At 71.6% G+C, this 14,779-nt stretch carries 12 protein-coding genes; 4 read left to right on the plus strand and 8 right to left on the minus strand.

What is annotated here, in order from left to right; all coding sequences use genetic code 11:
* Positions 1-59: 59 nt before the first annotated feature.
* Both ABZX40_RS01190 and ABZX40_RS01195 read right to left on the minus strand, forming a co-directional pair.
* Positions 60-2,687 (minus strand): ABC transporter permease/substrate binding protein, encoded by a 2,628-nt coding sequence (locus tag ABZX40_RS01190; protein WP_355732797.1) that lies wholly within the window; start codon positions 2,685-2,687, stop codon positions 60-62.
* The gene (locus ABZX40_RS01195; RefSeq protein WP_355732794.1) at positions 2,680-3,774 is read right to left on the minus strand and encodes a glycine betaine/L-proline ABC transporter ATP-binding protein; all 1,095 of its coding nucleotides are present in this window, start codon (positions 3,772-3,774) and stop codon (positions 2,680-2,682) included. Before ABZX40_RS01195 ends, ABZX40_RS01190 begins: the two co-directional genes overlap by 8 nt.
* Before the next feature lie 357 nt (positions 3,775-4,131).
* On the opposite strand from ABZX40_RS01195, the gene ABZX40_RS01200 reads away from it, so the two are divergent.
* From ABZX40_RS01200 to ABZX40_RS01215, 4 genes are all read left to right on the plus strand, one after another.
* On the plus strand, positions 4,132-5,067 hold the full coding sequence (locus tag ABZX40_RS01200; protein ID WP_355733323.1) for a 5'-3' exonuclease: 936 nt from the start codon (positions 4,132-4,134) through the stop codon (positions 5,065-5,067).
* Between the two features lie 200 nt (positions 5,068-5,267).
* A complete protein-coding gene (locus tag ABZX40_RS01205; protein ID WP_355732792.1) occupies positions 5,268-6,128 on the plus strand; it encodes a siderophore-interacting protein in 861 nt (286 codons plus the stop codon).
* Positions 6,129-6,412: 284 nt separating this feature from the next.
* Positions 6,413-7,972 (plus strand): amino acid permease, encoded by a 1,560-nt coding sequence (locus ABZX40_RS01210; protein WP_355732790.1) that lies wholly within the window; start codon positions 6,413-6,415, stop codon positions 7,970-7,972.
* A gap of 6 nt (positions 7,973-7,978) precedes the next feature.
* Positions 7,979-8,929 (plus strand): pseudouridine synthase, encoded by a 951-nt coding sequence (locus ABZX40_RS01215; RefSeq protein ID WP_355732788.1) that lies wholly within the window; start codon positions 7,979-7,981, stop codon positions 8,927-8,929.
* On the opposite strand, the gene ABZX40_RS01220 is transcribed toward ABZX40_RS01215, so the two are convergent.
* From ABZX40_RS01220 to ABZX40_RS01245, 6 genes are all read right to left on the minus strand, one after another.
* A complete protein-coding gene (locus ABZX40_RS01220) occupies positions 8,926-10,431 on the minus strand; it encodes a cytochrome P450 (RefSeq protein WP_355732785.1) in 1,506 nt (501 codons plus the stop codon). The genes ABZX40_RS01215 and ABZX40_RS01220 overlap by 4 nt on opposite strands.
* 29 nt (positions 10,432-10,460) lie before the next feature.
* The gene (locus ABZX40_RS01225; RefSeq protein ID WP_355732783.1) at positions 10,461-11,081 is read right to left on the minus strand and encodes an ATP/GTP-binding protein; all 621 of its coding nucleotides are present in this window, start codon (positions 11,079-11,081) and stop codon (positions 10,461-10,463) included.
* Positions 11,062-11,556, minus strand: coding sequence for a DUF742 domain-containing protein (locus ABZX40_RS01230; protein ID WP_355732780.1), 495 nt, complete (start codon positions 11,554-11,556; stop codon positions 11,062-11,064). The genes ABZX40_RS01225 and ABZX40_RS01230 overlap by 20 nt, the downstream gene beginning before the upstream one ends.
* Positions 11,553-11,960: a roadblock/LC7 domain-containing protein gene (locus ABZX40_RS01235; RefSeq protein WP_355732777.1), complete on the minus strand. Its 408-nt coding sequence runs from the start codon at positions 11,958-11,960 to the stop codon at positions 11,553-11,555. The genes ABZX40_RS01230 and ABZX40_RS01235 overlap by 4 nt, the downstream gene beginning before the upstream one ends.
* The gene (locus ABZX40_RS01240; protein WP_355732774.1) at positions 11,957-13,606 is read right to left on the minus strand and encodes an ATP-binding protein; all 1,650 of its coding nucleotides are present in this window, start codon (positions 13,604-13,606) and stop codon (positions 11,957-11,959) included. Before ABZX40_RS01240 ends, ABZX40_RS01235 begins: the two co-directional genes overlap by 4 nt.
* A gap of 347 nt (positions 13,607-13,953) precedes the next feature.
* Entirely contained in the window at positions 13,954-14,583 is a 630-nt protein-coding gene (locus ABZX40_RS01245) for a TetR/AcrR family transcriptional regulator (protein ID WP_355732771.1), read from the minus strand.
* Between the last annotated feature and the right edge of the window lie 196 nt (positions 14,584-14,779).

Below are 14,779 nucleotides of genomic sequence, written 5' to 3' on the forward strand. Positions count from 1 at the left end.
GCGACCTCAGGTGCCGCGCGGAGCCAAGGCAGCCAGGGGAGCCAGGGCAGCCATGGGAGCTACGGAGGCGTCATCCGCCCCAAGACGTCCGGGTGGTCCTCCAGCCAGGCGGCGACGGCTTCCTCCTCCTTGCCCTGCCCCTGGTTCTTGATCTCGGCCTCCAGGGTGCCCAGCTCGTCCTCGGTCATCCGGAAGCCCTTGATCCACTCGGTGAGCTGCGGGTACTGCTCCGGGAACGCCTCGCTGGAGATGGTCCGGATGGTGTTGCCCTCGCCGAACGCCTTCTGCGGGTCCTTGAGCTTGGTCAGCTCGTACTCGCTGTACGCCCAGTGCGGCGACCAGAGGGTGACGGCGATCGGCTCCTGCTTGGCGTACGCCCGCTTCAGTTCGGCGAGCATCGCCGGGGTGGAGCCGTCGACGACCTGGTACTCGCCCTCCAGGCCGTAGCCGGGCATGACCTTGTTCTTCAGCAGGTCCATCTCGCCGGTGCCGGGCTCGATGCCGACGATCCGGCCGTCGAAGAGATCCGCCTTGCCCTTGAGGTCCGCCAGCGAGTCGACGCCCTTCACATAGGACGGGACGGCGATCTCCAGGGAGGTCGGCTCGTACCAGGTGCCGAGGTCGTGGAGTCTGTCCTTGTGCTTGTCCCAGTAGTTCTTCTGGGCGTACGGCAGCCAGGCGTCGAAGTTGAGGTCCAGATCCCCGGCGGCGAGGCCGGTGTAGACCGGGCCGACGTCCATCTGCTTCAGATTCAGCGTGTAGCCGCGGCGCTCCAGGGCGTTCTTCCAGAGGTAGGTGATGGCGATGTCCTCGTCCCAGGGGAACCAGGCCACGTTCACCGGCCGCTCGGCCTCGGCGGGGGTGTCACCGCCCGTGGCGTCGCCGACCGGCGCCCACTGGTCCACGACACCGGGGTTCTGCTCCAGCCAGGCGCGGACCGCGTCCTGCTGCTTGCCCTTGCCGGCCGTGTTGATCTCGGCCTCCAGGCCGGTGAGCTGCTCCTCGGTCATGGAGAAGTCGCGCAGCCACTCGCTGACCACCGGGTGGTCGTCGGTGAAGCCCTGGCGGGAGAGCATGTGCACCCCGTCGCCCGAACCCCAGGCACCCTTGGGGTCCTTGAGCTTCTTCAGGTCGTAGTCGTTGTACGCCCAGTGCGGCGACCAGAGGGTGACGACGATGGGTTCCTGCTTGGCGTACGCCCGCTTGAGCTGGGCGAGCATCGCCGGGGTGGAGCTGTCGACGACCTGGTACTCGCCCTCCAGGCCGTACTCCCCCAGCACCTTGCTCTTCAGCAGGGACATCTCACCGGCACTGGCCTCGATGCCGGTGATCTTGCCGTCGAACTGCCCGGCCTCGCCCTTGAGGTCCGCCAGGGAGTCGATGTCCTCCATATAGCTGGGGACGGTCAGCTCCAGGGAGGTCTCCTCGTACCAGGCACCGAGGTCTTCGAGGCGGTCGCCGTACTTCTTCCAGTACTGCTCATGGGTGGTGGGCAGCCAGGAATTGGTCTCGAAATCGAGGTCACCGGCGGCCAGGGACGTATACATCGGCCCGGCGTCCAACTGCTTGGCCTCGACCTCGTAGCCGCGCTGCTCCAGGATCTCCTTCCACAGGAAGGTGGAGGCGACCCCCTCGTCCCAGGGGATGTATCCGACGGTCAGCTTCTGGCCCTTGCCGACGTTCTGCGCGTCGGCGGTGTCGTCGGTGGCCTTGGCCCCGCCGAAGACCCCGAGCCCGCCCGCGACGAGCGCGAGCACCAGCACCCCGGCCATGGCGACGACCGGCCGCGGCCGGTACGACCAGACCTTCAGGGCGTACGAGGTGTGCGCGGCGCGGGCGCGGGCGGCGGCCCGGCGGGCCATCGGCGAGACCTGGGTGCCGAGGGCGCCGGTCATCCGGTCGAGGTAGATCGCGAGGATGACGATGGCGACGCCCGCCTCGGAGCCGAGGCCCACATTGAGCTGGCCGAGGGCCTCGTTGACATCGGCGCCGAGCCCGGCGGCGCCGACCATGCCGGCGATGGCGGCCATGGACAGGCCCAGCATGATGACCTGGTTGACCCCGGCCATGACGGTGGGCAGGGCCAGCGGGAGCTGGACCCGCAGCAGGATGTCCCGGCGGCTGGTGCCGAACGCCTCGGCGGCCTCGACCAGGTCCTTGTCGACCTGGCGGATGCCGAGTTCGGTCATCCGGACACCCGGGGCGAGGGCGAAGATCAGGGTGGCGACGATGCCTGCCGGGGCGCCGCTGCCGAAGAACAGGATCGCCGGGATGAGGTAGATCATCGCGGGCAGCGTCTGCATGAAGTCCAGCACCGGGCGGACCAGACCGCTCACCCGGTCCGAGCGGGCGGCCCAGATGCCGACCGGCACGGAGACCACCAGGGCGATGAGGGTGGCGACGAGGACCAGCGAGAGGGTCATCATCGCGTTCTCCCACAGGCCCAGGGAGTCGATGAACGCGAACCCCGCGAAGGAGAGCACCCCGGCGAGGGTGCCGCGCAGCCAGAACGCGATCACCGCGAAGATGCCCGCGAGCAGCAGGGGCTGGGGGGCCTGGAGGACGGCGTCGATGCCGTCGTAGACGCCCAGGAAGACGGTTTTGAGGAAGTCGAAGAGCCAGGCAACGTTGTCCAGCAGCCAGTCGACGGTGCTGTTGACCCAGTCGCCGAAGGGGATCCTAGGCACGGGCGGTCACCTTCTCGCCGTCCGTGCCGTTGCCGCCGGGTCTGGGGAGGCAGGGTTCGGGCGGCCCGTCCTCGTCGCCGACCAGGGCGAGCAGCCGCTGCCGCGGGACGACGCCGACCAGTTCGGGGCCCTTCAGGACGGCGACGGGGTGGCGGGTACGGGCGCTGAGCGCGCAGAGTTCGTGGAACGGGGTGTCCGGGGTGGCGGTGGGGCAGGCGCAGTCGGCCTCGTCGCCGCGCAGACCGGTCTCCATCACGGCCTCGGCGGTCAGCACCCGGGAGCGGTCGACGTCCTGGATGAAGGAGGCGACATAGTCGTTCGCGGGGCGCAGCAGGATGTCCTCGGCGGTGCCGTTCTGCACGATCCGGCCGTCCCGCATCACGGCGATCCGGTCGCCGAGCCGCATGGCCTCGTTGAGGTCGTGGGTGATGAAGACGATGGTCTTGCGCAGGGTGCGCTGGAGGGTGAGCAACTGGTCCTGCATGTCCCGGCGGATCAGCGGGTCCAGGGCGCTGAAGGACTCGTCCATCAGCAGCAGATCGGCGTCGGTGGCCAGCGCGCGGGCCAGGCCGACGCGCTGCTGCATACCGCCGGACAGCTCGTCCGGCCAGGACTTCTCCCAGCCTTCGAGGCCGGTGAGGGCGAGGGCCTCGGCGGCACGCCGCTCCCGCTCCCCCCGGGGCACGCCCTGCACGGCCAGTCCGTAGCCGGCGTTCTCCAGCACGCTGCGGTGCGGGAACAGCGCGAAGTGCTGGAACACCATGCTGATCTTGTGGGAGCGCACCTCGCGCAGGGCGCGCGGGCCCAGCCCGGTCAGGTCCTGGCCGTCGAAGCGGACGGTGCCCGCGGTCGGCTCCAGCAGTCCGTTGAGCATGCGCAGCAGGGTGGACTTGCCGGATCCGGACAGGCCCATGACGACGAAGATCTCACCGGGTTCCACGGTGAAGGAGGCGTCGATCACGGCGGCCGTGGTGCCGTCGGCGCGCAGCTCCTCCCGGTCGGCTCCGTCGCGGAGCCGTTGTACGGCACTGTCCGGTCGTCTCCCGAACACCTTGAACAGGTGCTCGGCCTCAAGCCTGGATGACACGCGAACCTCTTGTCTCGGGGGCAAGGACAGGAGTGACGCCGGGCGGTTCGGGCCCCTGTGGGAGCGGTTGAATCTGCAACCGGCATCACTCCGAGGCGGCGCCTGCCCCGACCATTTCCGGCCAAACGGAAAGTGGCGGGGGTCACAGGGGTGGGGGCTTGATCCGAGGGGGGTGGGTGGAGTGGGGGGCGGGGGTGTCCACCCCGTCGCCGGGCGGGGGCGTCCACCCCGTGGTCGGGCACCACCGCCGGGCGCCGCCGCCAGGACCGTCCGGGAGCGGCCCGGCGCCGCCGCCGGAACCCTTCGAGAGTCGCCCGGCGCCGCCGCCAGAGGCCGCTGTCAGTGCCGTGCGGCATGATGCGAAGGGTGACCGGACAGCTGATGCTCCTCGACACCGCCTCGCTCTACTTCCGCGCCTACTTCGGCGTCCCGGAGTCCGTGAAGGCCCCGGACGGCACGCCGGTGAACGCCGTGCGCGGACTGCTGGAATTCATCGAACGCCTGGTCCGGGACCACCGCCCGAGCCACCTCGTGGCCTGTATGGACGCCGACTGGCGCCCGCAGTGGCGGGTGGACCTCATCCCCTCCTACAAGGCGCACCGGGTGGCCGAGGAGCGGGAGAGCGGTCCGGACGAGGAGGAGGTGCCCGACACCCTCTCCCCCCAGGTGCCGGTCATCGAGGCGGTGCTGGACGCGCTGGGCATCGCCCGGGTGGGCGTCGCGGGCTACGAGGCGGACGACGTCATCGGCACGTTCACCGCGCGGGCCACCGGCCCGGTCGACATCGTCACCGGCGACCGCGACCTCTACCAGCTGGTGGACGACGGACGCGGGATCCGGGTGCTGTACCCGATCAAGGGCGTCGGCACGCTCCAGCTCACCGACGAGGCGGTGCTGCGCGAGAAGTACGGCGTGGACGGCCCCGGGTATGTGGATCTGGCGCTGCTGCGCGGCGACCCCAGCGACGGTCTGCCGGGCGTGCCGGGCATCGGGGAGAAGACGGCGGCGAAGCTGATCGCCGAGTTCGGGGACCTGGGCGGGATCATGGCGGCCCTCGACGACCCCGGGGCGAAGCTGACGCCGTCGCAGCGCAAGCGGCTGGCCGAGTCGCGGCCCTATGTGGCGGTCGCCCCGACGGTGGTCCGGGTCGCGCGGGACGTACCGCTGCCCGAGGTCGACACCGCGCTGCCGCGCGCTCCGCGCGATCCGGCGGCCCTGGAGCGGCTCGGGGACCGCTGGAACCTGGGCGGCTCCCTGCGCCGGCTGCTGCTCACCCTGGAGGCGGTCGCCTGAGCCCCGCCGCCGCGCGCCACCGCGCTTCCCTTCGGCGTTCCCGGAAAAAAACCGACGATAGGCAAATGCCCTGCTCCACCCGGGTGCGAGAGTCGACCGCTATCCAAAATCATGGTCACGGCCGTGTTCAACTGCGGCCGACAAACGGAACGGAGTGCTAACTTAGGTAAACCTAAGCATGGAACAGCAGGGAGGCTGTCATGGCAGCACGACCGGCCCGTAGGCCGCCGAAGCCGCATTCCGCGCAGGTCGTCCGCACCGAGCGGCTGACTCCTCATATGCAGCGGGTGGTCCTCGGCGGCGACGGATTGGCCGACTTCGCCGCCGGCACCAGCACCGATCACTATGTGAAGCTGCTGTTCCCGGCCCCGGGCGTCACCTACCCGGAGCCGTTCGACATCCAGCGCATCCGGGACGAGTTCCCGCGCGAGCAGTGGCCGGTGACGCGCACCTACACCGTGCGCGCCTGGGACCCGGTGCTGCGCCAGCTCACCCTGGACTTCGTGATCCATGGCGACGAGGGCCTGGCCGGCCCCTGGGCGCTGCGGGTCCAGCCCGGGGAGACCGTGCGCTTCCTCGGCCCCGGTGGTGCCTACGCCCCGGACCCCACCGCCGACTGGCATCTGCTGGTCGGCGACGAGAGCGCGCTGCCGGCCATCGCCGCGGCGCTGGAGGCCCTGCCCGGCGGGGCGCGGGTGCGGGCGTTCGTGGAGATCTCCGGCCCCGAGGAGGAGCAGAAGATCGACTCGGACGCGGAGGTCGTCTGGCTGCACCGCGGCTCCCGTCCGGTCGGCGAGGCCCTGATCGAGACCGTGCGCGGACTGTCCTTCCCGGACGGCCGGATGCACGCGTTCGTGCACGGCGAGGCGGGCTGGGTGAAGGAACTGCGCCGCATGCTGCGGATGGAGCTCCAGATCCCGCGCGAGGACATCTCCATCTCCGGCTACTGGCGGCTCGGCCACGACGAGGACGGCTGGCAGGCGTCGAAGCGGGACTGGAACGCCCGGATCGAGGCGGAGCAGGAGCCGGCGGCGGCCGGCGGCGAGCAGACGGCGGCATAACCCCCGGCGAACAGAGGGCGGCACAGGCCCCCCCCGCACCCTTCTGAAGCGGCGGTACCCGGACGGGTACCGCCGCTTCGCGCTGTCACGACATAACGCGATGGCCGCACCGGGCAGGCGGCGTGAGGACTTGGGCCCGGAGCGGACACGCCGGTGTGACGCGGCCGAAACAGCGGGTCCCTAATTTCTGTCACTCGACAGGAATCCCGGTTCCCCCCGCGTTCCCCCGCGTCCGCCGCTTCCGTCGCCACCAGAACCCTCCGTGCCCCGAGGCAGGTGCCGCCGTGACCACCACCGCTCCCTCCGATGTCCGCCCCGACCCGCCGCACGCCCCCGATGGCTCCGCCACCCCCGACGCCTCCCTCTCCGAGTTCGGCTACCGCCAGGAACTCCACCGCAGCCTGGGCAAGTACGCCTCCTTCGCCGCCGGGTTCTCCTTCATCTCGGTGCTGACGACGGTCTTCCAGTTCTTCACCATCGGCTACGCGTTCGGCGGCACGGTCTTCTTCTGGACCTGGCCGGTGGTGCTGGTCGGACAGCTGCTGGTGGCCGCCTGCTTCGCCGAACTCGCCGCCCGCTACCCGATATCCGGGGCGATCTACCAGTGGTCCACCCGGCTGTCGAACGCGGTCTTCGGCTGGTTCGCCGGCTGGATCATGGTGATCGGGCAGATCGTGGTCGTCGCGGCGGCGGCGCTCGCCCTCCAGATGGTGCTGCCCCCGATCTGGTCCGGCTTCCAGATCATCGGCACCGACCCCGCCCCCACCTCCGCCGACGGCGCCGCGAACGCCGCCGTCCTCGGTGTGGTGCTCCTCGCCCTCACCACCCTCGTCAACGTCCTGGACAACCGGGTCCTCTCGGCGGTCAACCGGATCGGGGTCACCGCCGAGATCATCGGCGCCATCCTGATCGTCGTCCTGCTCCTCACCCACGCCGAGCGCTCCCCCGGCATCACCCTGCACATGACCGGCGGCGCCGAGTCCGGGCTGCTGGGGGCGCTGCTGGTGGGCTCGTTCACGGCCGCGTACGTGATGATCGGGTTCGACAGCGCGGGCGAGATGAGCGAGGAGACGCACCACCCGAGGCGTACCGCGCCGCGCACCATCCTCACCGCGCTGGCCGCGGCGGGCCTGCTCGGCGGGCTGATCGTGCTGGGCGGACTGCTGGCCGCGCCGAGCCTGACCGACGGCCGCCTCGCGGTCGACGGCCTCAGCTACGTCCTGACCAGCAGCCTCGGTGACGGGGTCGGGCGGCTGCTGCTGGCCGATGTGGCGGTGGCCATCGCGGTGGCGACCCTCGCCATCCAGACCTCGGCCTGCCGGATGCTGTTCTCCATGGCCCGCGACGGACAGCTCCCCTTCTCCGGCCGTCTGGCCAAGGTCAACCCGCGCACCGGGATGCCGCACGCCCCCGCCGTGATCGTCGGCCTGCTGGCCGCCGCCCTGCTGCTGCTGAACTTCGCCTCCCCGGAGGCGTTCCTCGCCATCGGCACCACCTGCATCGTGATGCTGTACCTGGCGTACGCGATGGTCACCGGCCCCCTCCTGGTCGCCCGTCTGCGGGGCCGCCTCCCCCGCACCGGCACCGACGAGACCGGCGCCCCCCTCTTCTCCCTGGGCCGCTGGGGCGTCCCGGTGAACGCCCTGGCCCTGCTCTACGGCCTGTTCATGACCGTCAACCTGGCCTGGCCCCGCGCGGAGGTGTACGACCCGGCGGGCGGGCACTGGTACTTCCAGTGGTTCACGGTCCTCTTCCTCACTGTCACGGTGACCCTCGGCGCCGGATACCGCCTCTGGCGCTCCCGCGGCACGACCACGGCCACGGCCCCCGCCCTCGTACCCTGAACCACCATGAGCCGCCGCCCCGTGCCCCCGCCCTCCCCGCTGCCCCAGCGCGACGGGATCGACCCGGTACGGGTGCGGCTGCCGCGCGAAGGGCCCTGGGGGTCGGCCGGGGCGTATCTGGTGGAGCGGCTGTCGGGGGCCGGGCCCGGAGTGGTGGCCCGGATGCTGGAGGCGGGGCTCATCGTCGGGGCGGACGGGCGCCCGGTGGAGCCGGACGCGGACTTCGTGCCGGGGATGTATGTCTGGTTCCACCGCGAGCTGCCGTACGAGGTGCCGGTGCCGTTCCCGATCCGGATCGTCCACCGGGACGAGCACATCGTCGTCGCCGACAAGCCGCACTTCCTGGCGACCACCCCGCGCGGCGGTCATGTGGTGCAGTCGGCACTGGCCCGGCTCCGGGTGGAGCTGGGGCTGCCGGAGCTGGGCGCCGCCCACCGCCTGGACCGGCTGACCGCGGGCCTGGTCCTGTTCACCGTACGGCCGTCCGAGCGCGGGGCGTATCAGGGGCTGTTCGCGGAGCGCCGGGTGCTCAAGGGATACGAGGCGGTGGCCCCCTACGATCCGGGGCTGGTACTGCCCCGGACCGCGCGCAGCCGGATCGTGAAGGAGCGCGGGGTGCTGACCGCGCGGGAGGTGCCGGGCGAGCCGAACGCGGTCAGCGGGATCGCCCTCGCCGAGCACCGGGCCGACGGGCTGGGCCGGTATCTGCTGACCCCGGCGACCGGCCAGACCCATCAGCTGAGGGTCCACATGACCGCCCTCGGCGTCCCGATCCTCGGCGACCCCCTGTACCCGGAGGTGGCCCCGCCGGTGCCCGACGGCGACTTCCGGCGCCCGCTCCAGCTGCTGGCCCGCTCCCTGGAGTTCACCGACCCGGTGACCGGTGTCGAGCACCGGCTGCGCAGCGACCGGGAGCTGACGGCCTGGACGGACCCCGGGGAGTGGGCGGCGCCCTAGGCTCCGTCCCCGCGCCACCAGCGCAGGAAGCGGCGCCAGGCGCCGGGCCTCGGCTCGGGGGCGGGGGCGGGGGCCGGTTCCGGGGGCGCGAGGGGCTCGGTGAGCTCCGGGGGCGGGGTGCTGGTGAGGGACCGGAGGTCGGGCGCCGGGGCGGGCCTCGGGGCGACGATCTCCCAGTTCTGGCGGGGTGCCGCGTGCCGGACCGCCGGGGGCGACTGGATGTCCTGGGTGGGCCTGGGGTCGAAGGTGACCGGCAGGGTGACCAGATGGCGGGAGGCGATGGACTCGGTCCAGCGCAGCTCCTCCTCGGCGCAGTCGAGTTCCACGTCCGGCAGCCGCATCAGCAGCGCGTCGACGCCGACATCGGCGATGGCGCGGCCGATGTCCTGGCCGGGGCATTCGTGCGGGCCGCCGCCGAAGGCGAGATGGGAGCGGTTGCCCTGCATATGGGCGGCGAGGTCGGGCCTGACGCGCGGGTCGATGTTGCCCGGCGCGGGGGCGAAGAGCAGACCGTCGCCGCGTTTGATGCGCTTGCCGCCGAGTTCGGTGTCCTGTTTGGCGAAGTAGGCGAACACCGTGCTGAAGGGCGGTTCGTCCCACAGGGACTGCTCGACCGCCTCGGGCACGGTCATCTGGCCGCCGTTGAGCTGGGCGCGGAAGCGGGGGTCGGTGAGGACCATCCGCAGCACGCTGGAGAGCAGATTGACGGTGGCCTCGTAGGAGGCGAGGAGCACCAGCCGGAGGTGTTCGCGGACCTCGTCGTCGCTGAGTCCGGCGGGGTGGCGGACGAGATAGCTGGTGAAGTCCTCGCCGGGGTCGGCGCGGCGGCGGGTGGTGAGCCGGCTGAGGGCCTCCATCAGCTTGGCGTGGCTGGCGATGGCGGTCTCGGTGCCCTTGAGGGTGTCGCGGGCGGCGGCCACGAGTTCGTCGCCGTACTCGTCGGGCATGCCGAGGATCTCGCACATCACGCCCATCGGCAGATGCTCGGTGAACTGGCTGACCAGGTCGGCGGTGCCGCGCTCGGAGAACCGGTTCACGAGCCGCTGGGTGTGGCGGTAGATGTGCCGGCGCAGGGAGCGGTGGTCGATGGTGGACATGGCGCCGGTGACCGCGCCGCGCAGCCGGAGGTGCTCGTCGCCCTCGGCGTGCGAGGCGATGGGCTGCCAGGCGATGTGCGGCATCAGCGGATGGTCGGGCTTGACCCGGCCCTCGGTGAGCGGGGTCCAGATCCGGCTGTCGCGGGTGTACTGGGAGGGGGTGCGCACCATGTGCAGGTTCTCGGCGTGCCCGAGCACCACCCAGATGGGCACGTCGTCATGGAGCAGGACGGGGGCCACGGGGCCGTGTTCGGCGCGGAGCTTCTCGTAGAGGCCGCTGAGGTCGAGGGCCTCGGGGCCGTAGAGGCGGTGCGGTCCGCCGGGGCCGGTGCGGTGGGCGGGGCAGCCGGGCGGGGGGACGCCGGGGAGGGCGGTGCCGGGGGTGGAGTGGGTGTCAGAGGTCACGGGAGGGGCTCCGGGGAAGGGGCGGGGGGTCAGGTGAGAGCGCCCGCCATGGCGAGCTTGTGCAGAAAGCGCATGAGGGTCATCAGGGTGTCCCGGCTGGAGGCGCGGCGGCGGGCGTCGCACTCCACGATGGGGATCTCCGGGGCGAGGTCGAGCGCGGCGCGCAGATCCTCGACGGCGTAGTGGGGGGCGTCGGGGAAGGTGTTGACGGCGACGATGAAGGGCACCCCGCGCTCCTCCAGCCGGCCCATGACGTCGAAGCTGACCTCCAGGCGCCGGGTGTCGATCAGCACCACCGCGCCGAGCGCGCCCTCGAACAGGCCGTTCCACAGGAACCAGAAGCGTTCCTGGCCGGGGGTGCCGAAGAGATAGAGGACGAGCCGGTCGGAGACGGTGATGCGGCCGAAGTCCATGGCGACGGTGGTGGCCGTCTTGGTGTCGGAGCCCCGGTTGTCGTCGACGCCGATCCCGGCCTGGGTCATGGTCTCCTCGGTGGTCAGCGGTGTGATCTCGCTGACGGAGCCGACCATGGTGGTCTTGCCGACCCCGAACCCGCCCACGATCACGATCTTCACCGCGGCCTGGGCCGTGTGCGGGAGATGGTCCTCGGTGCGGGGGCCGGGAAGGGTGTCAGAGCTGCTGAAGTCCATGCATCACCGCTTCGAGAAGGGAACGGTCGGGCAGCGCCTGCCGGACGATGGGGGCCCGCGCCTGGACCAGTTCGGCCGTCAGCATGTCGGTGAGCAGGACGGTCACCGCGCTGTACGGAAGGCTGAGATAGGCCGAGAGTTCGGCCACGGAGAGGGGCGCCGCGCACAGTCGCAGCACCGCCGCCTGCTCGGGGGTGGTGGAGGGCGGCGGGTCCTCGGCGCGGGCCACGACCAGGGTGACGAGATCCAGGCCCGCGCGGTCGCCGTCGGTGCCGCCGATGACGTAGAACCGCTCGGGGTTCTGGCCGTTCGGGCCGTCCTGCGCGGGCGGGGCGTCGGGGGCCGGGTCCGGCGGCCGGCCGGTGTGCGCCGGGGGCGCGGCGGGGGCGTCGCCGGGGTGCCGGGTCCGGTCGGGGCCCGGCGGTGGCTGGGGCGGCGCCTCGGGGTGGCGCCGCCGGCGTTTCGGAGGCGTCATACGGTCTGCCCGTTGCTGTGCCGGGCGGGACTGGTGAGATGGGCGCCGATCCGGACGACCAGGTCGCGCATGCGGTTGCTCATCATGCCGGGCTCGCAGGTGATGTCGGAGAGGACCGCGAGATAGGCGTTGGCGCCGGCCGCCATCAGATAGAAGTAGCCGCGGTCGATCTCGATGACGATCAGGTTCATCTCCCCGTCGCTGCCGGGCAGTTCCTGGGCGACGGCGTTGGCGAGGCTCTGCATCCCGGCGCAGGCGGCGGCGACCCGGTCGGCGGCGTCGGGGTCGCCGGAGTAGCGGGCGAGGCGCAGTCCGTCGGCCGAGAGCACCACGATCATCCCGATGCCGGGCACCCCGTCGTACAGATCCTTGAGCAGCCAGTCGAAGTTGGCCCGGTACGTCACTTGACGTCCCCTTCGTCATCGGCCGTGTCGCGGGCCGGGTCGTCGTCGATCAGATGGAGGTACTTGGTCGGGTTCCGGGTGAAGTCGGTCGGATGGGTGCCGGGCGGCAGGTCCTTCTTCAGCCCCTCCCAGAAGGACTCGACCCAGGCGCCGGGCGCGACGAACTCCTCCTGCTCCGGCTCGGGTTCCGGCCGGTGGAACCCGGCGGCGCGGGCGGCCTCACGGGCCTCGCGCTCCTCCTTCTCGGCCCGCTCGGCGGCGTACTGGGCGGCGTACTGCTCCTTGATGCGCTGGGTGATCGGGACGGTGGCGCGGCTGCGGCGCTGGGGCAGGCCGTTCGCCGTCCACTCGGTGACGACCGGGACGTCGTCCTCCAGGGAGACCCCGGCGGGGATCTTCGGGCTGGTGGGGCGGCGGGTCTTGGGCGGCCGGGCGGGGCCTTCGAGGGCCTCCATGGTGACCGGGACGCCGGTGGCGCCGATGCCGTGCGCGAGACCGACGCCGCGCTCATGGGTGAGCATGGTCATCGGGACGACCAGGACCGCGCGGACCCCGCCGTACGCGGAGGTGCGCAGCGAGATCTGCATGTTGAACTGGGCGCACAGACGGCCCACGACGGCGAGGCCGAGGCGGGGGCTGTCGCCGAGTTCCTGCATGTCGACGCCCATCATGGCGTTGGCGAGCATCTGCTCGGCACCGGCCCGGGACTCCTCGCCCAGGCCCATGCCGCCGTCCTCGATCTCGATGGCCAGTCCGCTCTGCACCTCGACGGCGGTGACATGCACCTTGGTGTGCGGGGGCGAGTAGCGGGTGGCGTTGTCGAAGAGTTCGGCGCAGGCGTGGATGATCGGCTCGACGTAGATGCCCTTGGCGCTGATCCGGGCGATGTTGTCCAGCGAGATCCGGCGGTACTCCAGGATCCGGGACATCGCGCCGCGCAGGGTGGAGTACATGGAGACGGCCTCGGGCCACTGACGGCCGGGGCGTCCGCCGCCGAGCACCGAGATGGAGTCGGCGAGGCGGCCGATCAGCGCGGTGCCGTGGTCGATCCGCAGCAGATCGTCGAAGACCTCGGGGTTGGTGCCGTGGTCCTCCTCCATCTCCCGGAGTTCATTGGCCTGCTGGTGGACGATGGCCTGGACGCGGCGGGCGACATTGACGAAGGAGCGCTGGGCGGAGTCGCGGAGGTTCTCCTCCTGGTCGACGATCCGCAGCATCAGCCGGACCAGTTCCTTCTGGACCTCGGGGATGGTGCTCCAGCCGGCCTCGATCTCGTCGAGCTGGCCCAGCACCTCGCCGATGGAGTTGCCCTTGCGCATGTGGTCGATGGAGCCGGGGACGATATCGGTGGCGAGATAGAGCATGCGCCGGTCGTTGTCCTCGATCCGGCCTTCCAGATGCGCGGTGTGCCGGGCGTGCTCGGCCGTCAGCGCCCGCAGGGCCCGGCCCCGGCGCACCGCCTCGGCGGCGGTCAGGGTCACCAGCAGCGTGGCCACGGCACCGCAGACACCGACCGCGACCCGTGCGGACGGTGCCACCAGGGCGACGGCGGCTCCGGTCGCCGCGGCCATCAGTACGGCGGGCGGCAACAGCAGGCGCGCGGTGGGAACTTCGCGGCGTCGGGGTGGGGGTTGAACACTCACCATGTGGGCCCTCGGAAGCGAATCGACGGGGATCTCGGGCGGGCGTGCTTGAGGCACTGTGCTGGGGGAATTCTGGAAAAGGGGGGTCTTCTGGATGTTCAAGACCTCTTCTGGATGTTCGAGACCTTCGGAATCTCTTGAACAAACGCACGATTTCAACTCAACTCGGTGCGCTGCGGGCGAGCATAGTCCGGGCGGATCATCACCGGGTCATCTTCGGCAAGCCCCTGAAATGGGCCCCGCGACAGGAGTACCCTCGGGCCCATTTGCACGCCCAGTTCCGGTTCGCACACATTCCGTGACGGCGCGCGGGCATACGAAACCCCTTCGCCCGGACGGGTGACGCCGAGTCAGCCCCCGGCGATCCGCAGCGCCGCGTCCGCCGTGGCCGTCGCGAACAGCGCCACCGGCCGGTCCGGTCCCGAGCGCCGGACCAGGATCACACCCTCGATCAGCCCGAACACCAGATCCGTCCGCAGCTCCAGGTCCCCCTTGCCGAGGACACCGCCCGCGGCCGTGGCCGCCAGCAACTGCCGGTAGGCGTCCCGCAGCTCCGCCCGCACCGCGCGGAACCCGGCGAACCGCTCGCTGCGCACCTCGGGCAGCAGATACAGGGCGCCCAGATTGTGCGGGCCACCGCAGAGCAGTTCCACATCCGCCCGGCACAGCTCCCAGAGCCGGTGCTCGGCGGGCCCGGTGTCATCGGCGAGGAGTTCGCGGGCGTAGGCGAGGGACGGGGTGACCGTCGACTCCAGCAGCTCGGCGAGGAGTTCCTCCTTGCCGGAGACGTAGTGGTACATCGACGCCTGCCGCATCCCGGCGCGCTCGGCGACGGCCCGGGTGGAGGTGGCCGCGTAGCCGAGGGTGGTGAACAACTCGGCGGCGGCCCGCAGCAGTTCGGCCCGGGGCGCGAGCCCGCTGTCCGGGCGCCCCGCGGCCCGTGGCCGCCCGACCCGCCGTGCACCACCCGTGGTCCCCATGGGTCCGATCGTCGCACAGGGATGGGCGGGACGATCACGGACCCGAACCCGGATCCGGATCCCCACGGACCCGACCCCCCCCCGGACCCCGATCCCGGTCCCGCCGGACCCCGATCCCGCTGGCCCCGGATCCCGATCCCGATCCCGATCCCGCCGGACCCGGTCCCGCCGGGCCGGACCGCGTCACGCCACCCCG

The organism is Streptomyces sp. NPDC004610, from assembly GCF_040609715.1.
Taxonomy (GTDB): domain Bacteria; phylum Actinomycetota; class Actinomycetes; order Streptomycetales; family Streptomycetaceae; genus Streptomyces.